Raw genomic sequence first — 22,599 nt, 5'->3', positions numbered from 1 at the left:
AAAAAGTTGCATATATTTACGTGTCCAATATTATCAAACACTAAAATTATATGCGCAAAATTTTTAACCTGGTGCTTCTCGGGGCATTTTTTATAGGTACCGCTTTTAAAACTGCCGATACAATAAAATTTAATGCCGCCGATTTGCGCATTAGCTGGGAAGTAATGGACGATAACTACCAGGGTAAAAATGAAGCATTGACCGTGCTGGTGATCACCAACAGTGGTAAAGATGTATTGCCTGCCGGGGGATGGAAGTTTTACTTTAATTCGGGCCGCGGCTTTACCGAGAATGCGGTAAGCGGCAACGCCAAAATAAACCAAATAAACGGTGATTTATACAGCATTACCCCGACTACCGGTTTTAAAGAGCTAAAACCCGGCGAATCTGCTCGTATTGAATATGTGAATGACGACCCCGTGGTAAACATTACCGACGCCCCCGAGGGTATTTACCTGGTGTGGGATGCGCAGCCCGAAAAGGGTTACAGCATTGGCTCTTTTGATATAAAACCCTATAAGCCTACCTATGCAGGCTTAGTTACTCCCGAAATTGTTTACGACAGGAATAAAACCGTTACCGATATCCCGGCCGATCAGCTGCCTAAAATTTTGCCTACCCCTGCAAGTTATAGCGAAACAGGCGGAACCTTTACAATTGATGGAAAAACAGCAGTTATTGCAGATAAGGAATTTGCAAAAGAAGCAAACTATACATCTGCAAATATTGGCGCGTTGCTTGGTAAACCATTAACAATTGCTACAAATACACCGGGCCCGGCTATCTACCTGAAAAAGGTTGATGGTATTAGCGCCGAAGGATATGAACTTAAAGTAACGCCCCAATCTATTGTTATTAATGCATCGACTTCAGCGGGCGTTTTTTACGGTATCCAGTCCTTAAAAACATTGATTCCACCAACTATTACTAAGGCTCAAAAAGGTATCAAAATTGCTTGCGTTGATGTAAAAGATGCCCCCCGCTTCCCGCACCGCGCGGTGATGCTGGATGTAGCCCGTAACTTTCAAACCAAAAAGCAGGTGATCAAACTGCTGGAGGCGATGAGCCTTTATAAGCTGAATGTACTGCACCTGCATTTAACAGATGATGAGGGCTGGAGAATAGAGATCCCATCGTTACCCGAGCTTACGTCAATAGGTTCAAAACGCGGGCATACTTTGGATAGTAAAAATCATTTACCGGCATCGCATGGCTCGGGGCCGGATGTGGATAATCCTTATGGTACCGGTCTTTATACGAAGGCTGAGTATATCGAAATTTTAAAATACGCTACAGATCGCCATATTACCGTAATCCCCGAAATAGAAACTCCGGGTCATGCCCGTGCAGCTATCAAAGCTATGGATGCCCGTTATGACAGACTGATGGCCGGGGGTAAAAAAGACGAAGCCACTAAATATTTACTGAGCGACCTGTATGATAAATCCGAATACCGCTCTGTTCAGTATTGGAATGATAACGTGATTAACGTGTCGTTGCCGTCAACTTATACGTTTGTTGAAAGGGTTGTTGATGACCTTATCAGCATTTATAAAGAAGCCGGAGCACCATTGCCAACCATTCATTTTGGTGGAGATGAAGTGCCGCCGCATGTATGGGAAAAATCGCCTGCATACATCGCCTTAAAGGCTACACACCCCGAAATACAAAGTACCGGCGATCTGTGGTATTATTTTTACGCACGCGTTAACCAGGTATTGAAAGCTAAAGGCATCCGCCTATCCGGCTGGGAAGAAATGGCCCTGCGCAAAACCAAGGTTGATGGTAACGATACCTATGTGCCCAACCCCGATTTTACCGGCGAGCACCTGCAGGCCGATGTATGGAACAATGTTTTGGGCGGTGGCCAGGAGGACCTGGCTTACAAGCTTGCAAACGGCGGCTACAAGGTGGTGCTTACCTGCGTTACTAATTTATATTTTGATATGGCCAACTACAAATCATTTGATGAGCCAGGTTATTATTGGGGTGCATTTTTGGGGATTGATAAGTTTTATTCTTTTATTCCTTATGACTACTTTAAAAACGCCGATGTAGACAAAAATGGAGCACCCATAAACAGGGCCATATTTTTAGGCAAGCAACGCCTTACCGATTATGGTAAAAGCAATATTATCGGTTTGCAAGGCGCACTATGGGCCGAAACTGTGAAAGGCCCCGCGCGTATGGATTATATGATTTTTCCACGCCTGTTTGGCCTGGCCGAACGTGCCTGGGCACAGGATCCTGCCTGGGCTACCGAGAAGGATCCTATAAAAGCTCAACAGGAATACCAGTTGGCATGGTCATCCTTTTTAAATGTATTGGGTAAAAGGGAAATGCCGCGCTTGAGCTACTATAACGGCGGTTATAACTACCGTGTACCAAAACCTGGGATCAGCCTGCAGGATGGTAAATATTCAAGTAATGTAGAATTTCCCGGTTTAACCATTCGTTATACCACCAACGGCAAAGACCCGGATACTAACAGCAAAGTTTACACCGGACCGGTTGATTATAAAGGCGGCGAGATAAAGTTCCGTGCCTTTGACCCTAAAGGCAGGGGAGGGAATGTAGCTACAGGTGGTGAGGTTGCAGAAGGAAAGAAACAGGGATCGACCTTGTAAGTCTGAAGTTCTAAGTCTGGAGTTCTAAGTCTTAAGTCGAAAGTCAAAATAGAGGCAAAAAAAATCCGCAAGTCAAAACAATTGACCGCGGATTTTTTTTGTGACTAATGACTAATGACTAATGACTAATGACTAATGACTAAACCGTAGGATATCGTCTCCTTAAAAGAGCGTAGAACTTTTCGGCGGTCGAGGCTTTGCCATCCCAGTTGTTTTTGGCAACATAGTTGGTTTTCAAAAAGCGTTCGGCTTCTTCAAAGGAGTTAAAACGGTTCACTATTTCAATAGCTTCGCTATAGGCCAGGCTGTAGCCGTTAAAAAGGTCTTTAATATAAAGCAGTTTATCATTCAGGTTAATGGCCGATTTAAGATCGGTAACAGGCAAGGCGTTTACCTGTGCCGACAAGCCATTTTCCCTCTCGGCTTTTTGTGCCGACATTTTTTGATTAAAGGTAAGTATCTGATCGCTTTCGGCTTTCGCAATTTCTGGTTTCGCAATCATCGGTTTAAATAGTTCTGACTGGGCTACTGGTTCTGTTTTTTCAACCATTGGTTCCTCTGTTGCCACCTGCACCTGCTGTTCAACTATTGTCGCAGGTTCGGCCGCCTTTGCTTCCTCCTGGGGGATGCTTACTTCCGCTGTTACCAATTCCGCGCTAATGCTTTCGGGTTCTCGCTGTTCAAATGTATATGAATCAGCTGTGCTCTCTAACTCAGTATCAATTACAGGCTCAGGCTCATCCTTAACCGTTATAAGGTTGGCTATTTCGGGTTTTACAGGGTTATAAGGCGGTTGAACAGGTAACTCAGCTTCATTGCTTAGCTCAAGTTTAGCTTCAACAACAGGCTTCTGCTGTACAACAGGCTCAAAAAACCTGCGTTCGTGTATGGGTTCCTGTTTGGATATGGGAGTAGTTGCCGGTTGGGGTTTTTCAATAACAGGTTCAGGTTTTACAACAACTTCCTGTTTTTCGGCAGGCGGTGTATTGCGTTCATGAATTTTACGCAATATTTCGGCATGGTCTTTTAAAAAATGTGCGTTGGCTACAAAAAGCTCCAGTTCAAGTTCATTCAGGTCGCTACTGTCGGCTTTAAGGTAATCATATTGGTCATTAAGCTCTTGTAAAATGCCACCGATCTTTTTAAATACATCCATTTGCTTCATGGCTTCAATGTTAGAAAAATGCTTATCAAAAATAGGATAAAATTCTGATATTTGACGTTTTGTTATAAGTTACCTATCGTAAATGCAGGCAGGGAATTAGCATCGATTTTGCATTCGGGATATAGTGTTTAATAATTTGATTTTTAGAGTTTATTGATATAATGGTATACCACGAGGATGTTTTTAGGCGGAAGAGTGAATTTGGCGGCAGTATTGAACTGATTTGCGGATCGATGTTTTCGGGTAAAACCGAGGAACTGATCAGGAGGCTTAATCGCGCCCGTATTGCCAGGTTAAAGGTGGAGATCTTCAGCCCGAAAGCAGATACCCGCTATGGCGAAGGAGCGATTATTTCGCACAACGCCAGCAAATTTTCTTCAACCCCGGTGGATAGCGCTTCGGCTATATTGCTGCTGGCCAATGATGCCCATGTAATTGGTATTGATGAGGCCCAGTTTTTTGACGACCAACTGCCCGATGTTTGTACTATACTGGCCAATAGGGGTATCCGTGTTATTGTGGCGGGGCTTGATATGGATTTTAAAGGCCGCCCTTTTGGCCCTATGCCGGCGATAATGGCCATTGCCGAGTCTGTTACCAAATTACATGCCGTATGCGTTCAATGCGGTAATCCGGCTTTATACTCATACCGCCTGGTGCCCGATGAAAGTAAAATATTATTGGGCGAAAAAGAAAGTTACGAACCCCGGTGCCGTGTTTGCTATAACAGCTAATTTTAAAATCCCGTATTTTTTTTCTTCATTAAACGAATCAGGTAAAACAAAAGGTGATCCCTTGTGTGTTATTCTTTTGAGCGGATATAGAAATTGGGTTATGAATTATAGGTAAATTTTATAATTTTTAATTAAATTTCTTATATTCGATCCTAACTATGAGCACGCTATGGCGAAGAAAATTTTAGTGATCGAAGATGATAAGGATATTCGGGATACCATTGTGTATGTTCTGGAAGAAGAAGATTACGAAGTTATAGCTTCTGATAATGCCCGCATCCTGAAACGATTGACCGAGATAGATCCCGACCTGATTCTGTTGGATAACTGGCTTACCGACTGGAAAAGTGATGCCAGCGGGCAACAACTGAGTAAAGAACTTAAAAGTAATCCGGCTACCAATGGTATTCCGGTGATCATTGTATCGGCAGTAAATAATATTGAAGAGATTACAAAAGAGGGTAACGCCGACGGATATCTGAAGAAGCCGTTCGATCTTACAGAATTGGTAAATGTTGTTAAAAAATATGTTAAATGATATAAATATCAGTATAACTAAAAAATGGCCTCCCGGTATAATCAGGAGGCCATTTTATTTATAGCTTAACCCCAAAACCAATATTGAATAGGTGCTAACACCCTGGGAATTTTATTTTGAGTATTCCTGTACTTAAATAAAAATTTCAGACTACTTTTATAGAACCAATTTTATAAACACATCATATATGATAATCAAAAATTTTTACTTTTTGCTGGTTGGCTTGCTGCTGATCAGTTTTACTGCATGCAAAAAAACATCTCCTTCTACGGGAGGTTCCGGGAACGTTCCCGGTGATACGGTGGTGAGCGGTGGAAAAGAATTGCCGGCAGGAACTGTAGATGGAGTTACCTATATAAATTCCGGTAAATCAGTCATTTTTAATTTATATGCTCCATCAAAAACATCAGTAAGTGTAATTGGCGATTTTAACAACTGGGCGGCAAGTGCCAAATATGCCATGAATCATACCCCGGATGGCAAGCGCTGGTGGATCCAGGTTGATAACCTGGATGCCAATACAGAATATGCTTACCAGTATTTAATTGACGGCAGCCTTAAAGTAGCCGATCCATATACCGAAAAGGTGCTCGACCCGGATAATGATAAATATTTAACCGCCGATACCTATCCGGGCTTAAAAGCTTATCCAACCGGGAAAACAACCGGTAATGTAAGTGTCTTGCAGGCTAACCAGCCAGCCTATAGTTGGAAAAATACAACCTTCGCCCGTCCCGAAAAAAAGAAACTTGTTATTTATGAACTCCTTGTGCGCGATTTTATCGACAAACACAATTACCAAACCTTAAAGGATACCTTAAACTACCTGGCAAACCTTGGTGTAAATGCCATTGAGCTGATGCCCATCAATGAGTTTGAAGGTAATCTTTCATGGGGATATAATCCATCGTTTTACTTTGCGCCCGATAAATACTACGGTACTAAGAATGCTTTAAAAGCATTTATTGATGAGTGCCATTCACGAGGCATCGCGGTTATCCAGGATATGGTGCTTAATCATTCATTTGGGCAATCGCCAATGGTACAAATGTATTTCAATACAGCTGCCGGCAAACCTGCTGCCAATAACCCATGGTATAATGTCGATCCCACGCATCCTTATAACGTGGGGTACCAGTTTAATCATGAGAGTGCGGCCACCAAATATTTTGTAAAAAATGTAATAAAGTTCTGGATGCAGGAATATAAAATAGATGGTTTCCGTTTCGACCTTTCTAAAGGCTTTACACAGGTTAATTACGGCACCAGCGATGCCGCTGTTGGGCCCTGGGGGCAATATGATGCCAGCCGGGTGGCTATCTGGAAAGAGTACAATAACTACATTAAAAGCATCGACAATAATAACTTTTATGTGATACTGGAGCACTTTGCCGCCAACCAGGAAGAGAAGGAGCTTGCTGAGGAAGGGATGATGTTGTGGAACAATTTAAATTATAATGCCAATGAAGCCACTATGGGCTGGTTAACTAATTCAAATTTTCAGGGGATATTTTATGATCAGCATACATTTACCCTGCCTTACCAGCTGGTAGGCTATTTTGAAAGCCATGACGAGGAACGCCTGATGTTTAAAAATGAAGCCTACGGCAACGCAGCCGGCAGTTATAGTGTAAAAGAAATACCAACCGGCTTAAAACGCGAAGAAATGGCTGCCGCGTTCCTGTTATCGGTACCGGGCCCTAAAATGATATGGCAGTTTGGTGAGCTTGGCTATGATAAAACTATTGACCTTAACGGTCGCACGGGTAATAAACCTATACTGTGGAATTACAATGCTGATCCACAACGGAGGCATTTGTACAGCATATATTCACAATTGATAAACCTGCGGAAAAAGAACGCGGTGTTTGCAACTACAGATTATGTTTACAATCTTTCGGGTGCTGTTAAAACAATTCAGCTAAAGGATGCCGGTGCCAATGTTGAAGTGGTGGGTAATTTTGATGTAGCATCGCAAACAGTAAATATCACCTTCCCGTCTACAGGCACTTATACCGATGCTTTAACCGGTGCAAGTATAAATGTTGCCTCGCCAAGCTATTCAATAACACTTGCACCTGGCGAATATCATGTATACAGCAGCACTGCTTTGGCTCATTAACCGGGGGGTAACATGCTAATATATAAAGGCTTCTGGCGTATTACGGAGCCTTTATTATTGACGGGCTTTTTAATAAAATAACTTAATTGCCTTATTTATAATAGATTGTTGGTTTATTAACCGTACATTTGCTTAATTAAATAAAAATATAATGCAAGGAACAGTAAAATTTTTCAATGAAAGCAAAGGTTTCGGATTTATTACACCTACAAATGGTGGTGCCGAAGTTTTTGTACACGCCTCAGGCCTTATCGACACAATCCGTGAAAACGACAGTGTTACCTACGATGTAGAACAAGGTAAAAAAGGCTTAAATGCGGTAAATGTAAAAGTAGGTTAAAACTAACTATTATATAAAGAATCGTACAAGCATCTGCTCCACAATGGGCAGATGCTTTTTTTTGTGCCTATATTATTAAAAACACCGTTATAGCTGCGGTTCTACCTAAGACGTATTTGCTAAAAAAAACTCTTTTGTCATGCTGAACGCAGTGAAGCATCTATTATTCGCCATGCTTCTTCGCCTTGCACGGTCTGCAAGTCGATCCTTCGTTTCTACCCATGATGTGTTTAAAAAAACCTTTTTGTCATCCTGAGTGAAGGATCTACTCTCCGCCATTCCTATTCGCCCTGTACAGTCTGCGAATAGATCCTTCACTCCGTTCAGGATGACAAACTTTCTAAAACGTCATTTCCCCTTCAGGATCCACGGATTTTACCATTCGTACATGGTTGTTGGGTTCTAAAACCAACGCGTCATTATACTATTTTTTCAGGATTTTCTTTCGCCTAACCTGTGAAATGAACACAAAAAAAACGCGGATGATTTTTACCATTCGCGTTTCAAATATATGTTTGGATGTAGTTACATCCGGCTAATCTCTTAGTTCAAGTATGACTGTAAAAGATTTGATTTTGAGTTGTGACGTAAACGCATCAACGCTTTATCTTTTAACTGGCGTACACGTTCGCGGGTAAGGTTAAATTTCTCGCCAATTTCTTCTAAAGAATGAGCGGCATAACCACCTAAACCAAAAAACAGGATAATAACCTCGCGGTCACGTTCGGCAAGAATGCCTAATGAGCGTTTAATCTCCTGTGATAATGAATCCATCATCAGCTCGGTATCAGTTGCTGCATCAGTGCTTTGCAAAACGTCAAGCAAAGTATTTTCTTCACCTTGTATAAATGGCGCGTCCATTGATACCTGGCGACCGGCATTGCTTAATGAATCGGCAATTTTGTCAACAGATATTTCCAGGTCTTCCGCCAGTTCTTCCGGTGTTGGTTGTCTTTCAAATTCCTGCTCTAATTTAGATGCAGCTTTGTGTATTTTACTCAATGAACCTATCTGGTTCAAAGGTAAACGTACAATACGTGATTGTTCGGCAACGGCAGATAAAATGGATTGACGGATCCACCATACTGCATATGAAATAAATTTAAAGCCTTTTGTTTCATCAAAACGTTTTGCCGCTTTAATTAAGCCTAAGTTTCCTTCGTTTATCAGGTCGCCCAAAGTAAGGCCCTGGTTTTGGTATTGCTTTGCTACCGATACCACAAAACGCAGGTTGGTTTTTGTCAACCTTTCTAATGCAGCCTGGTCGCCCTCACGAATCTTCTGCGCCAGGATCACTTCTTCCTGCGCGGTTATTAAATCTACTTTACCTATCTCGTGAAGGTATTTTTCAAGCGATTGAGATTCACGATTGGTAATGGATTGGGATATTTTGAGTTGTCTCATTTTTTTGAATAGATTTTTTTCAGCTAATTATAAGTCCGATAAGATTTTACACCGTTGGTTTAACCTGCAGTTTAAAAATATGATGAATTAAGCGGTGCTCCTATGAATTTTTTTAAACCCGGAATATTTACAAAACGAGGGTTGGCTTTTGACATTATAGCATTAGGATGCGCGGTATCTAAAATATTGAAATAAAGTGCAGCGACCGGTAAAAGTGTAATCAAATGTGATATCTCTTAAATGGATTCACAAAGATACGCATTCAATTGCTATTATTATGTCAAAAATGCAAGTATTTGGCACTTAAAATGAGGCATATAAAGGTATTTATTGTAACTATTCTGTTCCTTTTTCGTCGGGTGCATTCTCGTCCCTGTCTTTTTTGTCTTTATCATCTTTTTTATCTCTGTTTTTGTTCCACTTTATTTTTATTTTTCCATCCTCACCGTCGGCGGCCAGTATATGCAATACTATACCCTTCATGCGTTTTTTATTGCGTTTGGTTACATCAACAATTGCACTATCATTTTTTGGGTTGCGTAAAGGGATATCCATGGCAATGCTGGTTCCCTTTGATAATGAGTAAACTCCCGCAACATCCATATTAATAGCGCTGGAATTGATTTGCATAGGGCTTATGTTGATCTTATCTCCATCAATATCAAACTTCATATCCATGTTGGCAAACCTGATGTTTTTAAGATCGCGGAAAGGGAACGCGAACTTCCCTACACTGGTAATGGGGCTAAAGTTAAGCAGCGCCCCTTTTTTAAGGTTAACGGTAACCAATCCTTTCAATGATCGGGGAACTATATCTCCCCGGCTGTTTATTCCGCCGGTTAGGTGTGCCTGGGCCGATAGAAAACCCGTTAGGTTTTTCGACGTGAAATTTTTCATGCCAAAATTATTGAACGAGTAAAAGAAATTACTGGTGTTTACATTGTCAATCTTAGTATTGATGGTGAAGTTATTTACATTACCATTTTGCACCAGTGTGCCATTTAGTTTTAATGAACCTCCGGCGTTTTTCACGCTTACATTATTAACCTTGATGACGTTATCGGCCATTAAAAAATTGGCAGTGGCATCTGTAGCTAAAAAGTTTTTGTAATATACTTTATCAACCCTCAGGTGAATCTCGGCCGTCCCTTTTTCAAAAGCAGTGCTCAGGGCGCTGTTGACATTGGTTCTTTTGCCAGGTGATTTAACTGGTGCGGCGGGTTGGCGGCGGTTTAAAAATCCCAAAAACTCAGCCAGGTTTAATTGCGGACTACGAACCTGCCAGGTAAGTAGTATTTTTTCGGGAGCAGTATAATACAGGTTAAGAAAATTGTTTACCCTGCCTTCCATAAACACAATACTGTTACCGGTTTGCAAGCGAATGTTGTTGAGTAACAGGTCGTCCCCCGAAAATTTTATGGTGATAGCCGTGTTTTTAAAATTAAGGTTACGCGGCACATAGCTTACATTGGCATTTTTAATGTTGATGGTGCCGGCCAGTTTTGGCTTGCTAATCTGGTAATCAACCAGGTTGGCTTTATAGGCCAGTTTCAGGTCGGCATAACCCTTGGTAAATTTCAGGTCATCATCGCCAACAGCATGTGTAAGCTGCGATATATCAAAATGCGATTTGAATATGCCGGTAGCTACCGGGGTGTTTAAATTATTGATAAAAGCCGTATCAATAATGAATGGTATTTTTTGATAAGTACCATTAAAATGGTACAATTTTATAACTGAGTTGTCGTCATTAAGGCCCTTGCCGTTGATATAATTATTGGAGAACACCCCATTAAAGCTGCAGTCTTCAACTTTCAGGCCGGGCATGGTCACTATATTATCATTTACTTTGGCAGTAACAAAAATAGATGGATCGCCTCCGGCGCTAAAAAAGCCGGCAATATCACAGGTAACCGCTATGGGATTGTCGATATTGAACTTGCTAAGACTTTTTGTAATGTTGGGCGCTAACAGGCGGGCTGCGTTTGTCCACAGGATTTTATCATTAACAATATTCAATACAAATGCTACATTGGGTTTGGCCAGGTTAAATTTGCCTCCAATGGTAAACGCATCGTAGCCAATGTTTAAAACATTGGGGGCTACTGTAATAAGTTTAGCTGGTTCATTATAAGTAATATCAAATGTGCCATCAAGCAGTTTATCTTTCATGAAGCTGCCCTTTTTGGTATTGAACGAAAAGCTTTTAACCAGTGTTTGCAGCCTTATATCGGCATGCCAGCCGGTTGGTGGGTACTGCATCCGACCGTTTACATTCATTATTTCAAACCTGAACAGCTTAAAAGCTTTGCGGTCATCAACTACAAAATTAACCTTGCTAAGGTGAAAGCGTTTTATTTGGGTTGATGAACTGCTGGTATCTTTGAGGGCATTTTTATCTTTTGGTTTGCCTTTAAAAACAGCTGTATTGCTATAACCTGTGCTATCGGTAAAAAGGTCGATATTTGCCTGGCCGATGTCTATCTTATTTATCTCCACGTTCCCTTTCAATAATGCCGTTGCATTTACAGAGACATCAACGTTTTTTGCATCCAATAAAGTATGATGATGAGCAGGCCATTGCCGATCTTTAATAACCACATCCTTAAGATTTACAGAAACACCCGGAAAACCTTTAAAAAATGTTGGATCAAGCTTGCCGATGGTGAGTGTACCGTCCAGGTTTTTGTTCAGTTCGGTGGTGATCATTTTGAGCACCTTTTCCTTGTTGAAAATAATGTACATAAAAATGCCAGCAAAGGCAATTATTACAATGCCTGTTAAAGCTCCTAATATTTTTAATGTCGTTTTTATCCACTTGGGCATTTGTACCTTTATTATCTTATAATAAGGTTTGATGTGTTTAATTGTTTGATTTATACAGATATAAACACTTTAAAAGCCAACTCTGGAGTATCCATACCGAAGATCAGTGCAATAGTATGTACCGATATACGGGAGATAGTTTGCAGCTTAAACGGGTAAGCAGGGTTGAAAATATTGGTTTAGGGTTTTTATGTCTCATGAAACTTAAATTTTGTTTCTTTGATAAAATAAAAACTATATTTAATGAATCAATTTATACCTGATTAAGATTAAGTTTCTTTACTCTTTTAAAAATGCGATTTTATTAATACTTCCTTAAATAAGTTTAAGGTGATCTGAATTTATCCATTGTAAGTTTGGCTATTCCCTGTAAAATAGCCTCCGGGAAGCCCAAAACGGAATTTAGAGTAAGCAATCATAACCTATTCTTATCACATCATGCCGGCAGTTATATCAATTGGATTGCTCTCCCATACCCCTCGTATTTTGGGGAGAATTATCTCAGGAATTTATTTTTTGCTTATATCAGCTATAGCTTTTGGTGAAGATGCCTCATAAACTTTTTGCAGATATATTGGAAAACCATTAAAAACTTAAAGAGATGAATTACCCAAACAGAGTTATTAAAAAAGGCGAAAGCGACACAGATGTTGTAAAAGCAATTCAAAGTAAACTGAACGAAAAAAACTGCGGGCCATTGGATGTTGATGGCGATTTTGGCAATAATACAGTCAGCGCTGTAAAATTATTTCAAACCCGGCATACCGACAACATGGGCGCCTCACTTGTGGCAGATGGTCAGATAGGTGCCATGACCTGGGCTGCATTATTTGGAGCAGAAACTATTGCTGCTGCTAATACCAACCAGGCTTCATCACCTTTGCTTGCGGATGCCCTTTTAGTTGGTATCTCGCAAATTAATGTGGTAGAACAGCCGCAAGGGAGTAACCGCGGACCCGAAGTTGATGTATATTTACGCACAACAGGGTTAGACCTGGAAGGGCAGCATTACAGCTGGTGCGCGGCTTTTGTTTACTGGAGCTTTAACGAAGCTGCGAAAAAACTGGGAATCCCTAATCCTGTAGTTAAAACCGCTGGGGTATTAGACCATTGGGCCCGGGCAAAATGTACAAAGATTACAAAAGCGGATGCCATTAATGACCCATCCAAGATAAAACCGGGCAGTATTTTTATTATCGACCATGGAGGTAATCTTGGGCATACCGGCATTGTTGAAAGTGTAAACGGTGGAAATTTAACAACTATTGAAGGTAATACCAATACCGGGCAAAGCCGCGAAGGTTATGGAGTTTTCAGGTTAACCCGGCGAAAAATATCCGATATTACCAAAGGCTTTTTAAATTATTAAACACCAGTATATGGCAGTAAAACATGTTGATTTAGAAACAGTAAGCTACACGCCGCAAACAAATGATAACGATATTATTGTTGAGGTACAAATAGGAGATGCGGCTGACGAAGATGGATCTTACTCGGTTTTCCTGGGCTCCCGCTTTATTGGCGCCAATGCGCCGGCCAACATAGGTAAAAAGGCAGATGTTGGCGGTAAAACAACTGTAGTATCTGTAACCATTGTTGATACATTAACGGAAACCAACTGGACAAGCATGACCGTTTTTGTTCATGAAGGAGATGGATTGGTAACCTATGGCCCTTATAGCGAACAGGTAGATAGTGACCTGGATACGATAGTTTATACGCTTAAAATTACAAATTCATGAAACGTTGGATTTACGTAGTTGTATTGATAATAATGGCGCCGCAGTTGCTGTTTGCACAGGATGAAGCTAAGTTAACAGTGCCTGCAAGTCCTGCTTTTAGCATCCTTAATTTCGAGCCGTCTGCGGTTATGCGGCCTACAACTGCCAAATCCCTGTCGTCAGATATTCTTAATGCCTTTGATAAAGATGGCAAACTGTTGATGAACCTGGGGCTTGAGGTAGCGCCGTATTGGTTAGCAAGTCATCCTAAATTAAGCAGGCAAAATTATCTTAACCCTAATTTGGGTCAAACAATTTTACGAAGCTTAAGCCTGTCGGCCGCAACTGTAAAAGATTCTGCCTCGGGGAATAACAAGCTTGGCGCTGGGCTCCGCTTTAAATTGTATAATGGCGAGCCGGCCGGTGACGTGGGCAAATTGAGTGCACAACTGAAAACCAAAACAACAGTTATTGCTATCATTAATGGAATCCGGGCTTCGGTTGGTGCCGGCGCAATTGACACCCGGCAAAAAGCCATAGCCAGTATCGATAATATGCTCACCACAGCCGGAATTGATCCTAAAATAGTGACCGAAACAAAGAATGACGCGAAAAGGCTCCAGGATGATTATACAGATGACCCTGCGGGCATTAAATCATTTTTAGATGACCTTGTAAACGCGCGCGCCGAAGCTTATAAAGGGCTTGCAAAAAAAATATCAGATATGCTTTATCAGCGTAAAGGTTTTATTGTGGAAATGGCGGCGGCAAGCGGCTTCAATACCTCAAAAAATAATAGCCTCGAAAAAATTGGCTTTTGGAGTAATGTTTCATACACGTTATCGCCCGATGATTATATTACTTTTACCACAAGGTACATGTTTAAAAACAGGGATACCCTTACCACCAACTTTGACGCGGGCTTTGGCTTCCTGAAAAAAGCCGCCGATTTTAATATTTCGGCGGAGGCTATGCTGCGGCATCAATCGGCAGAAATCCCCGATATTAATAGCACCAATCAACCCATTACACGCATCGAAAAAAACTTTACTTATCGGCTTGCTGTACAAGGCTCTTTTAAGGTGAGCGAGGGGATAAGCTTAAACCTCAGCTTTGGCCGGGATTTCGATTCACCATTTATTAACAGGTCGGGCTTTTTCTCCATATTGGGTCTAAATTATAGTATTTTTAGTAAGGAGATTCCGGGCCTGAAATAGAAAGTCAGACCCGGGATCATGAGTTGGCGCCTGTTTCCTTGCGTACTATGGGCGCCACTCTGGTACCATAGATCTCAATTGCTTTCAGGATCTTTTTGTGCGGGGTATGGCCGGTTACCAGTTGTGCCACAAAGCGGGTATTGCCAAACAGCTCATATTGCTGCATAATTTTATCTACAGCCATTTGTACATCGCCTACAACCAAAGGCCCGTCCTTGCGCAGGTATTCAAACGAATCCCTGGTCATGGGCGACCAGCCGCGTTCCCGGCCCACACGGGTCATCAGGGCAGCGTATGAGGGGTAAAACTCATCAGCAGCCTGGTCGGCGCCTTCGGCTACGTAAAACTGCGAGGATATGGCTAACTGCAGTTTACTTACATCATGCCCGACCTTTGCTGCCGATTCGCGGTAAGCTTCTACAAACGGAACAAAATGTTTAGGGGCGCTGCCTAATATGGCAATGATCATGGGCAGGTTTAACCTGCCGGCACGCAGGGCCGAGGCGCGGGTACCGCCAACACCTATCCAAACCGGGATAGCTTCCTGCAATGGGCGCGGATATACACCCTGGTTAACCACCGGTGCGCGGAATTTACCCTGCCAGTTCACTATCTCCTGCTTGTTGATCTGCAGGAACATTTCCAGCTTTTCGGTAAAAAGAGCATCGTAATCATCAAGGTCGAAACCAAAAAGGGGGAATGATTCGATAAAGGAACCACGACCGGCTATCATTTCGGCCCGGCCACCAGAGATCAGATCCACAGTGGCGAAATTTTGAAAAGTGCGCACCGGATCGGCCGAGCTTAACACGGTTACCGAGCTGGACAACCGGATATTTTTGGTGATGGAAGCCGCCGCGGCCATAAATACCTCGGGGGCCGAAATCACAAAATCGGGCCGGTGATGCTCGCCAAAGGCAAAAACATCCAGGCCAACCTCATCGGCCAGTTTAATCTCGGCCAATAATTCCTGTACCCGCAGATGGGCGTTAACGGCTTTACCGGCAGTGCCGTCGGGATGTACCTCGCCAAATGTGCTAATTCCTAATTCCATAAGTAAAAATAAGAAGTTTAAACATTTATTTTGGATGGGTGAGGCGAAATTTACAGGGAGGTGAAGATGGCCGGTTTTTTATTAAGTTTCCATAAGTTGAATGTAATTGTACCATTTAAATAAAAGGTTTTTTCATTCACAAAAAATACAATTACTACCTTGCAGGTAGAATTATACCAATGGAAAATATATTTGACCCTTTTATCCGCGCGAAAGGATTTGTTATCCTTGATGGCGCAATGGCCACAGAATTAGAATCAAGGGGAGCCAATCTTAATCATACATTATGGTCGGCCAAATTATTGAGGGAAGATCCGGAGTTGATTAAACAGGTGCATTATGATTATTTGATTGCCGGTGCTGATGTTATTACGACAGCCAGTTACCAGGCCAGTTTTGAAGGATTTGTCAAAAATGGATACACTGCCGAAGAAGCAGTTGAATTGATGCAGCTAAGTGTGCAGCTGGCTTTCCAGGCACGCGAGGATGCCATGAAAGTTATATCCCGAAAAGAAAAACCACTGGTAGCAGCATCTATAGGTCCTTACGGCGCATCTTTAGCCGATGGTTCAGAGTATCGCGGTAATTATGGCGTGAGTATTGAAGACCTGAAATCGTTTCATCGCAGCAGGATGAAATTGCTGATCGAAACCGGTGCCGATTTGCTGGCATGCGAAACAATCCCTTGTTTAGATGAGGCTATCGCCTTAAAAGAATTGTTAACGGCGTTTCCGGGTGTGCAGGCCTGGATCAGTTTTAGTTGTAAAGATGAAAGCCACCTGAGCAGTGGTGAAGATTTTTCTGATGCGGTAAAACTGTTAAGCCAGTCGGGCCAGGTAATTGCAATTGGTGTTAATTGTACTGCACCGCAGCACATCGCATCGCTAATAAAAATCGCGGCAGCAAATACCGGCAAGCATGTCCTGGTTTATCCTAATAAAGGGGAGGTGTGGGATGCGGTTAATAAACGCTGGCTGCCGGCGCCTGCCAACTGTGCACACTTTCTTGATGATGCGAAAGTTTGGTATTCGGCAGGAGCAAAAATTATTGGCGGCTGTTGCAGAACAACCCCTGAGGATATTAAGCAATTGCAACAGCTGGTGGATTTAGCATAACCTTAGCTGTGCTTTTTATCCGGCTTTTCTAAGCTTTTCTTTACCCTGAATTTCACAATCCTGGTTATCAAATCCAGGGGCATTGGTTTATCAATCGGGAACTGAACTGAACCTTTTGCACCTTTGTATGCCGAGAGTTCTTCTTTAAATTCCTCAATCCCATTAGGTGTTGGGTAAAGCCCGATATGATTTTTAAAAGCCGCGAAATGGATTAAGTTTCCTTTAAGGGTGAAAGTAGGCATTGCATAACTTATTTTTTCCTGGGCATCGGGTGCGGCTTTTTTAATAGTGGTACGTACCTCCTGCAGGATTTTTTGAACATCGGCCGGAAAATCAGCAATATACTCGTCAATGGTAGTAGGCTTACTGGCTATCATGTTTTATGTAGTATTTTGGCTATCTGCCTGGTTTATAATGTATAAATATACAAAACCTACTATAAAAAAGCTATTTGCTGGTTAATTCCGAATCCACAGCTCAACTGACGGGCGGACGAATATATACTTTGGCGGGTACTTTATTAAAGAAATTCCTGATGGCAGTTATTTTTCCGGTGCGGATAAGATAGCTGATGAATAAGGCGATTAACATAGTTTTTTATTTAACAATACCAGCAAAACGTTGATAAAAAGCGGTAGGGCTATCGGCATTTTTAGGCTCATACTTACCGGCAATGATGGGGATATAAATTACCCTCCTGCGGCTTTCTTCGCCAATTACGGATGACTGCGCCACGCGGTGCCATAAGCGGCCGTCGTGTATAGTCAGGTCACCGGCAGCCGGAATAATGGCAACTTCATTTTCATCAGTATCATGATCCAGGAAATACTTTTTACGGAAAAGCATCTGGTAAAGATTCTGCTGGTGCGTTCCGGGTAAAATTCTTAACCCACCGTTCTCAGGTTTAAGGGTGCTCAGGTGAATGCCCACGTTAAGCATCGGGTTTAGTTTTTGGCCGTGGAAAATATCGCGTAAACCATCGGTATGCCAGCCCATTTTGGTAAAGCTGCTTTCGGGGCCGTTTACATAGTGGTTAAAAACCATTCCGTCTTTTTCGTCGGTACCCAAACGGGCGCCTTCGCCAATAAGGTTCAGTAATACCCGGAAGCGCGGATCCTGCGAAAATTCGTTAAGTAATGGGTGGTGTTTGTTGATAAAAGCGAAGCGTTGCACAATAGGGGAGCCATCCACATCTTTACCATATTTAATGGGTACGCCATTTATCTTTTCAACCTTATTGCTAAGCCAGTTTTGCTGAACCTGTTCAGATGCATCAATGATATCGGCCACTGTTTCGGGCTTAATGAAGTTTGTAAAGTGAATAAAACCATGCTGGTTAAAAAAAGCTTGTTGCTGGGGTGTAATTGTTGAGCCTAAGGTGAATTTTTGATATGAGCCTGCCATGAAAATAAGTATTAAAAATGCCTGGAAATGAGTATAAAAAATGTGGGAACTGTTTTAAACAGTTTTAAAAGAAGGATTGGATCCCCGGGGAAATTAACAACAACAGCTGCACATGACCCTTGTCTGAAAGGGCATTCGCATGGAGCATGCAAAAGGTATGTGGCTTGTGTTATTCAATGTATATAATGTCTATGTATTTAATAGACTATGCAAATGTAAATAAATTATTAAACCAAACAAATTTTCATGAAAATATTTTTAATGCTTGTACAAGCCTGCGGTTATACGCTCAATAAAGGCTTTGGGGCTATGCCTTGCAGCCGCAGCCGATAGTTTATTTAAAAAGCCCGGCACAATCTCGGCTTTTTTACCAAACATGCCCCGTATGCCTATCCTGGCCACCTCGTCGGGCGTCATATTAAATTTGGCTGCCAGTTCGGCCAGCGCGTCCATACCCGCGCGGTGAGCAAATCCTGTGTCGGTAGGGCCGGGGCACAGGCAGTTTACCGATACAGTAGTATCTTTTAGCTCATAACGCAAAGCCCTGCTAAATGCCAGTACAAATGATTTTGATGCCGCATATACCGCCAGGGTAGGCACAGCCTGGTAAGCCGCGGTACTGCTTACATTTAATATATACGCCTGCTTTTGCAATTTTAAAGCAGGGAGCAAATAGTGCGACAATGCTACCACAGCATCTATATTAACCCGTATCATGTGCATTTGATCGGCCAGGTTCAGTTCATCAAAGTTACCCCAAATGCCATAGCCGGCATTATTTATAAGTATGGATACCGGTACCGATAAACCTGTATACCAATCCGCAATCCGCATAGCTGAGCCGGCATCCGACAGGTCGGCCAAAAAATAGTGTACTTCAACATGATATGTAGATTTGAGGTGAACCGATAATTTCTGCAATTCAGCTTCAGACCGGGCTACCAGCAATAAGTTATAGCCTTTTTGCGCTAATAATAAAGCCATGGATTTGCCTATACCTTTGCTTGCACCCGTTATTAAAGCGTATTCTTTCATCTTAACAATGTCATATCAAACTAAAAATAAGGTTGATGTTGCAAGTTTAATAAATACTCTACTAAACTTGTAGACTATTTAAAATGTAATTACGTTTGTATCGCATATGAAAAACGCTTCTCATCATTTGGTTAATTATAATAATTGCAACTATTGTTGTTGTAGATAAACAAACCGCACGTACTGTTTGTAATTCATTTACGTTAATATAATATCCAAATAAAGACCATTTTTTATGATTACGCATCGTATAACGCACTTATTTAAGGCGTTTATAATCATAGGTTACATTTTGTACAGTTTGCCCGCACATGCCCAACTATCGGCAGCGGTGCATTATAAACTAAAGCCGGGCGATACCACCGCCAAAAGCATTTTTGATAACAATTACAGTAACCTGGTTTTGTTTGATGAAAAGAAAACACCGGTAGCTGCCAGCAAAGCGCCTGTAATAATTGAAAATAATGCCAGCCTTATAGAAGGTATGGAAACGCATTTAAATAACCGCCAGGAACGCAAAAAGCTGATGGGTTACTTAAAAGAGCTTTCGGCAGGTAACAGCCAGGTAAATTATAATCAGGCAAAAGTTAAGGTATATTACAGGCTGGCCAACGTATTTGCCAGGTTGCGCCTGTACCCCCTGGCCATGAAATGTTTTTTTAAAACAATGCAGTATAAGGGTAAGCAGGCGATTAATAACCGGCTGCAATCTCAACCTCCTGTTGATTCCTTATCTGCCGATACCTCAAACCGGGATTTAAACTTAGATACCGCTTATTTAGCCATTAACGCCAAGGATGATTCTGTATTTGTTAATGACCCTAAACCATCCGGCTTAAACGATAAAACCGAAGAAAAGAGCAAGGCAATAACTTACGACCGCATCGTTAATACATTTAATGATGGTAAAAAGGCTGCTGCCTATGCCTTACTGTTTCATGTAAAGCAACCGGTGCCGGGCAAACCCAAAGTATTTGCGTTAACCAATACCGGTCATACTTTTATTACCCTCATTAAGTATAATACCGACTCTACTTCTGTTTCTATTTCCTTTGGATTTTATCCGCAGAAGGATAACCTGTTTTCGGCAACGCCATTGGATCCAACCTGCTCAGGAACATTTAAAAATGACCGCGGGCACAAATGGGACGAGGTTATGGGCAAGTTTATTACCAAAAAAAGATTTGAGCGCATCCTGGCGCTAACTAAAAGATACGATGGCCTGGAGTATCATCTATCCAAAAACAACTGTACCGATTTTGCCATTAAAGCGGCCTCTTATGCCGGTTTCGGGGTATCCAATGCCAATGGTTCCTGGCCTTTGGGGCATGGCAATAACCCCGCTGTTACAGGGCAAAGCATTATAGCAGGGGGGATTTATGATGACGACGGCAAGGCCGGCCTGTTCATTAATTTTGACGAGGTGTTGAATAAAAATAAATAGGCTGGCAGGTTTGGCATCTTATACATATTCAAACTTAATCCTGTCGTTGGGGAACTCGTTGCTGTGCTGTATTTTTAATTGCGTTAACTTTTCATCAAAATACTTATAAATCTTTTTCGAGTTTTTTTCGGCCATCTCCTGGTTTTCAAATTCTTTTTCCAGGTACCTTGAAAGGGCGAACAGGGTTCGCGGAAACTCGTAAATGGTTATGGTGCCATCCGTTTCCTTTTTTGCCCGCACCCAGTAAGGGTCATTTTTTGTCGACTCGCGGATGTACACAACCTCGGCCTGGGCCTCTACCATATTGCAGTATCGCACCAGGGCGTTTAGCGTGGCCGGGATGCCTACCTTAACGTTAACCTTGCCGGGAGCGTAAGCTTTAAGATGGGCATCCGGAAAAGAAAAGCTAATATCGGCCCTGCCTTTTAAAAGTTTGGCCAGCCTGCCGGTAAAATTCATAAAATAACCCATGGCCAGTATTTCGGCCAGCGACCGCCGGTAGTTGCGTTTATTTTCGGCATGGAAGATGATGCCCAGGACCACAGATACCACCAATCCCGATCCAAAGGCCACCCATTTATTGGGGAAAGTAATAATGCCATCAAGGAAGCCGCCATAAGTACCGATGGTTGGTATAATGGAAAATATAAAATCCTTAAACGGGAAAAATCTAAAAGTAAAAGTCATGATTATGAGGGTATTAGGTTAACAATGGTAATTTAAATTTAAGTAAATTACTGTTGTTATACAAAGGTGGCGGATAATTTAAATAACCTTATTGCCATTTGTGCATAACCAGGGCGCTAGCCTTTTATTCCGAAAGCGAAAGTTTGAAAGCGCCGGGCAATATAACGTTACTGGTTTTGCTTATTTGGGCGTATCCCCCGCTGGTAGAAGCGGGGGCCAGGCATTCTGTTCATACGCCTGCAGGCATTAGGCGCGAGGCCGGTATCCACGCCAATCCTTTACGCAAATTTTGGGTACAAAAAAATCCCGGAGGAAAACTAACCTCGGGGATTTGCATATTCAATACTTAGCATGCGGGCCACAAGGCCGAAGCTTTGCGGTAGCTTGGGAAGGAAACATGCTTGCTTGTAGTTGGGATAACTAACAAACCTTCAAAAAAACTCGATAGAATGTTCTTTGAGTTTATATTTTAGATAGTTCTTGCGAATGTTTTTATTTTTTTCAAAAAATCTCATCTCAATGGCATCATAAACTACATCATTTTCTTTTATAGAAACATTTACGGCGATTCCAGCGATTTTATAATCACCTTCTATCACGCCCTTGATAAATGCATTTTCAAGTAAATCAATTATTTCAGATGTAGACGGGTTATCATTTTCCAAGTAAGCACTGATAGGTACAATTTTATTCTGTTTATCAATACAAGTACCAAAAGGATAAAATTCATTCGCTTCTAATAAGAACAATTTTGCTTGCTGTTTAAGTAGTTCAGCTACCTTTTCAATTTCTTTTTCCATGATAAAGTAATATCCTTTTGTTAATTACATTGAAATTATAAAAATAGGGTGGTTTTGGTTACCTGGAGGGTATTGCCTTTTTTATTTATATAAGTTTGGACATTCTGGGGGCCAAACTCTGTTGTTAGCTTAGACCGCCGCTACCTGCCTACAAACTCGCAAAAAAGGAGATAATCAAACTTCAAGCAAATGTGGATCTTCCCAAACATCTTCGTAGTTAGGCGCAATTAAAAACCTCCAGCCCGGAGCCATTCCTAAATATTTCAAAACTACAGGGCACCATTCCTTAAGGTGTTCAACATGTAATGGAACAAAGAAATCCGGGTCTGTTGAAAATTCCTCACCGGCCCAAATATACCATCCTGT

20 protein-coding genes are annotated in these 22,599 nt (G+C 41.8%); 10 read left to right on the top strand and 10 right to left on the bottom strand.

Going from position 1 to position 22,599, the window contains the following annotated elements; genetic code table 11:
• The first annotated feature begins 50 nt into the window (after positions 1-50).
• Positions 51-2,627: a family 20 glycosylhydrolase gene (locus AC1DQW_RS18600; protein ID WP_477455450.1), complete on the top strand. Its 2,577-nt coding sequence runs from the start codon at positions 51-53 to the stop codon at positions 2,625-2,627.
• A gap of 139 nt (positions 2,628-2,766) precedes the next feature.
• Here AC1DQW_RS18600 and AC1DQW_RS18595 read toward each other — a convergent pair whose 3' ends face one another.
• On the bottom strand, positions 2,767-3,792 hold the full coding sequence (locus AC1DQW_RS18595) for a hypothetical protein (RefSeq protein ID WP_477455449.1): 1,026 nt from the start codon (positions 3,790-3,792) through the stop codon (positions 2,767-2,769).
• Positions 3,793-3,953: 161 nt separating this feature from the next.
• Between AC1DQW_RS18595 and AC1DQW_RS18590 the strand changes: the two genes are divergently transcribed.
• The 4 genes from AC1DQW_RS18590 (at position 3,954) to AC1DQW_RS18575 (ending at position 7,526) form a co-directional block, all read left to right on the top strand.
• Positions 3,954-4,526, top strand: coding sequence for a thymidine kinase (locus tag AC1DQW_RS18590; protein ID WP_477405144.1), 573 nt, complete (start codon positions 3,954-3,956; stop codon positions 4,524-4,526).
• 169 nt (positions 4,527-4,695) lie between these two features.
• Entirely contained in the window at positions 4,696-5,064 is a 369-nt protein-coding gene (locus AC1DQW_RS18585) for a response regulator (protein ID WP_477405146.1), read from the top strand.
• A gap of 187 nt (positions 5,065-5,251) precedes the next feature.
• The gene (locus AC1DQW_RS18580) at positions 5,252-7,186 is read left to right on the top strand and encodes an alpha-amylase family glycosyl hydrolase (RefSeq protein WP_477455448.1); all 1,935 of its coding nucleotides are present in this window, start codon (positions 5,252-5,254) and stop codon (positions 7,184-7,186) included.
• A gap of 148 nt (positions 7,187-7,334) precedes the next feature.
• Positions 7,335-7,526 carry a cold-shock protein gene (locus AC1DQW_RS18575; protein ID WP_091145844.1) on the top strand — a complete coding sequence of 64 codons (192 nt, stop codon included), beginning with the start codon at positions 7,335-7,337 and terminating at the stop codon, positions 7,524-7,526.
• Positions 7,527-8,069: 543 nt separating this feature from the next.
• On the opposite strand, the gene AC1DQW_RS18570 is transcribed toward AC1DQW_RS18575, so the two are convergent.
• Complete coding sequence (locus AC1DQW_RS18570; RefSeq protein ID WP_477419929.1) at positions 8,070-8,930, bottom strand: sigma-70 family RNA polymerase sigma factor; 861 nt, start codon at positions 8,928-8,930, stop codon at positions 8,070-8,072.
• Positions 8,931-9,266: 336 nt separating this feature from the next.
• On the bottom strand, positions 9,267-11,756 hold the full coding sequence (locus AC1DQW_RS18565) for an AsmA family protein (RefSeq protein ID WP_477455447.1): 2,490 nt from the start codon (positions 11,754-11,756) through the stop codon (positions 9,267-9,269).
• A 601-nt stretch (positions 11,757-12,357) separates the two neighbouring features.
• On the opposite strand from AC1DQW_RS18565, the gene AC1DQW_RS18560 reads away from it, so the two are divergent.
• The 3 genes from AC1DQW_RS18560 to AC1DQW_RS18550 are packed head-to-tail and all read left to right on the top strand — an operon-like array spanning position 12,358 to position 14,694.
• Positions 12,358-13,125 carry a CHAP domain-containing protein gene (locus AC1DQW_RS18560; RefSeq protein WP_477455446.1) on the top strand — a complete coding sequence of 256 codons (768 nt, stop codon included), beginning with the start codon at positions 12,358-12,360 and terminating at the stop codon, positions 13,123-13,125.
• Positions 13,126-13,135: 10 nt separating this feature from the next.
• Positions 13,136-13,498, top strand: a complete 363-nt coding sequence (locus tag AC1DQW_RS18555) for a hypothetical protein (protein WP_477455445.1) — start codon at positions 13,136-13,138, stop codon at positions 13,496-13,498.
• Entirely contained in the window at positions 13,495-14,694 is a 1,200-nt protein-coding gene (locus tag AC1DQW_RS18550) for a hypothetical protein (protein WP_477455444.1), read from the top strand. The genes AC1DQW_RS18555 and AC1DQW_RS18550 overlap by 4 nt, the downstream gene beginning before the upstream one ends.
• 16 nt (positions 14,695-14,710) lie before the next feature.
• Here the strand turns inward: AC1DQW_RS18550 and AC1DQW_RS18545 are convergent, their stop codons facing one another.
• Complete coding sequence (locus AC1DQW_RS18545) at positions 14,711-15,748, bottom strand: LLM class flavin-dependent oxidoreductase (RefSeq protein ID WP_477455443.1); 1,038 nt, start codon at positions 15,746-15,748, stop codon at positions 14,711-14,713.
• Between the two features lie 179 nt (positions 15,749-15,927).
• On the opposite strand from AC1DQW_RS18545, the gene mmuM reads away from it, so the two are divergent.
• On the top strand, positions 15,928-16,863 hold the full coding sequence (gene mmuM, locus AC1DQW_RS18540; RefSeq protein ID WP_477455442.1) for a homocysteine S-methyltransferase: 936 nt from the start codon (positions 15,928-15,930) through the stop codon (positions 16,861-16,863).
• 2 nt (positions 16,864-16,865) lie between these two features.
• Here mmuM and AC1DQW_RS18535 read toward each other — a convergent pair whose 3' ends face one another.
• From AC1DQW_RS18535 to AC1DQW_RS18525, 3 genes are all read right to left on the bottom strand, one after another.
• Complete coding sequence (locus tag AC1DQW_RS18535; protein ID WP_477455441.1) at positions 16,866-17,240, bottom strand: iron chaperone; 375 nt, start codon at positions 17,238-17,240, stop codon at positions 16,866-16,868.
• A 220-nt stretch (positions 17,241-17,460) separates the two neighbouring features.
• Positions 17,461-18,267, bottom strand: a complete 807-nt coding sequence (locus AC1DQW_RS18530; RefSeq protein ID WP_477455440.1) for a phytanoyl-CoA dioxygenase family protein — start codon at positions 18,265-18,267, stop codon at positions 17,461-17,463.
• Positions 18,268-18,525: 258 nt separating this feature from the next.
• A complete protein-coding gene (locus AC1DQW_RS18525; RefSeq protein WP_477455439.1) occupies positions 18,526-19,302 on the bottom strand; it encodes an SDR family NAD(P)-dependent oxidoreductase in 777 nt (258 codons plus the stop codon).
• A gap of 235 nt (positions 19,303-19,537) precedes the next feature.
• On the opposite strand from AC1DQW_RS18525, the gene AC1DQW_RS18520 reads away from it, so the two are divergent.
• Complete coding sequence (locus AC1DQW_RS18520) at positions 19,538-20,746, top strand: hypothetical protein (protein ID WP_477455438.1); 1,209 nt, start codon at positions 19,538-19,540, stop codon at positions 20,744-20,746.
• Positions 20,747-20,764: 18 nt separating this feature from the next.
• Here AC1DQW_RS18520 and AC1DQW_RS18515 read toward each other — a convergent pair whose 3' ends face one another.
• The 3 genes from AC1DQW_RS18515 to AC1DQW_RS18505 form a co-directional block, all read right to left on the bottom strand.
• Positions 20,765-21,433: an STING domain-containing protein gene (locus AC1DQW_RS18515; RefSeq protein ID WP_477455437.1), complete on the bottom strand. Its 669-nt coding sequence runs from the start codon at positions 21,431-21,433 to the stop codon at positions 20,765-20,767.
• A 431-nt stretch (positions 21,434-21,864) separates the two neighbouring features.
• Positions 21,865-22,233: a hypothetical protein gene (locus AC1DQW_RS18510; protein ID WP_477455436.1), complete on the bottom strand. Its 369-nt coding sequence runs from the start codon at positions 22,231-22,233 to the stop codon at positions 21,865-21,867.
• A 174-nt stretch (positions 22,234-22,407) separates the two neighbouring features.
• A partial coding sequence (locus AC1DQW_RS18505; RefSeq protein ID WP_477455435.1) for an immunity protein Imm33 domain-containing protein occupies positions 22,408-22,599 on the bottom strand: 192 nt, incomplete at its 5' end.

The sequence above is a fragment of the Mucilaginibacter sp. P5_A4 genome (genome assembly GCF_056400605.1).
This window is presented reverse-complemented; position numbering and strand designations above follow the sequence as displayed.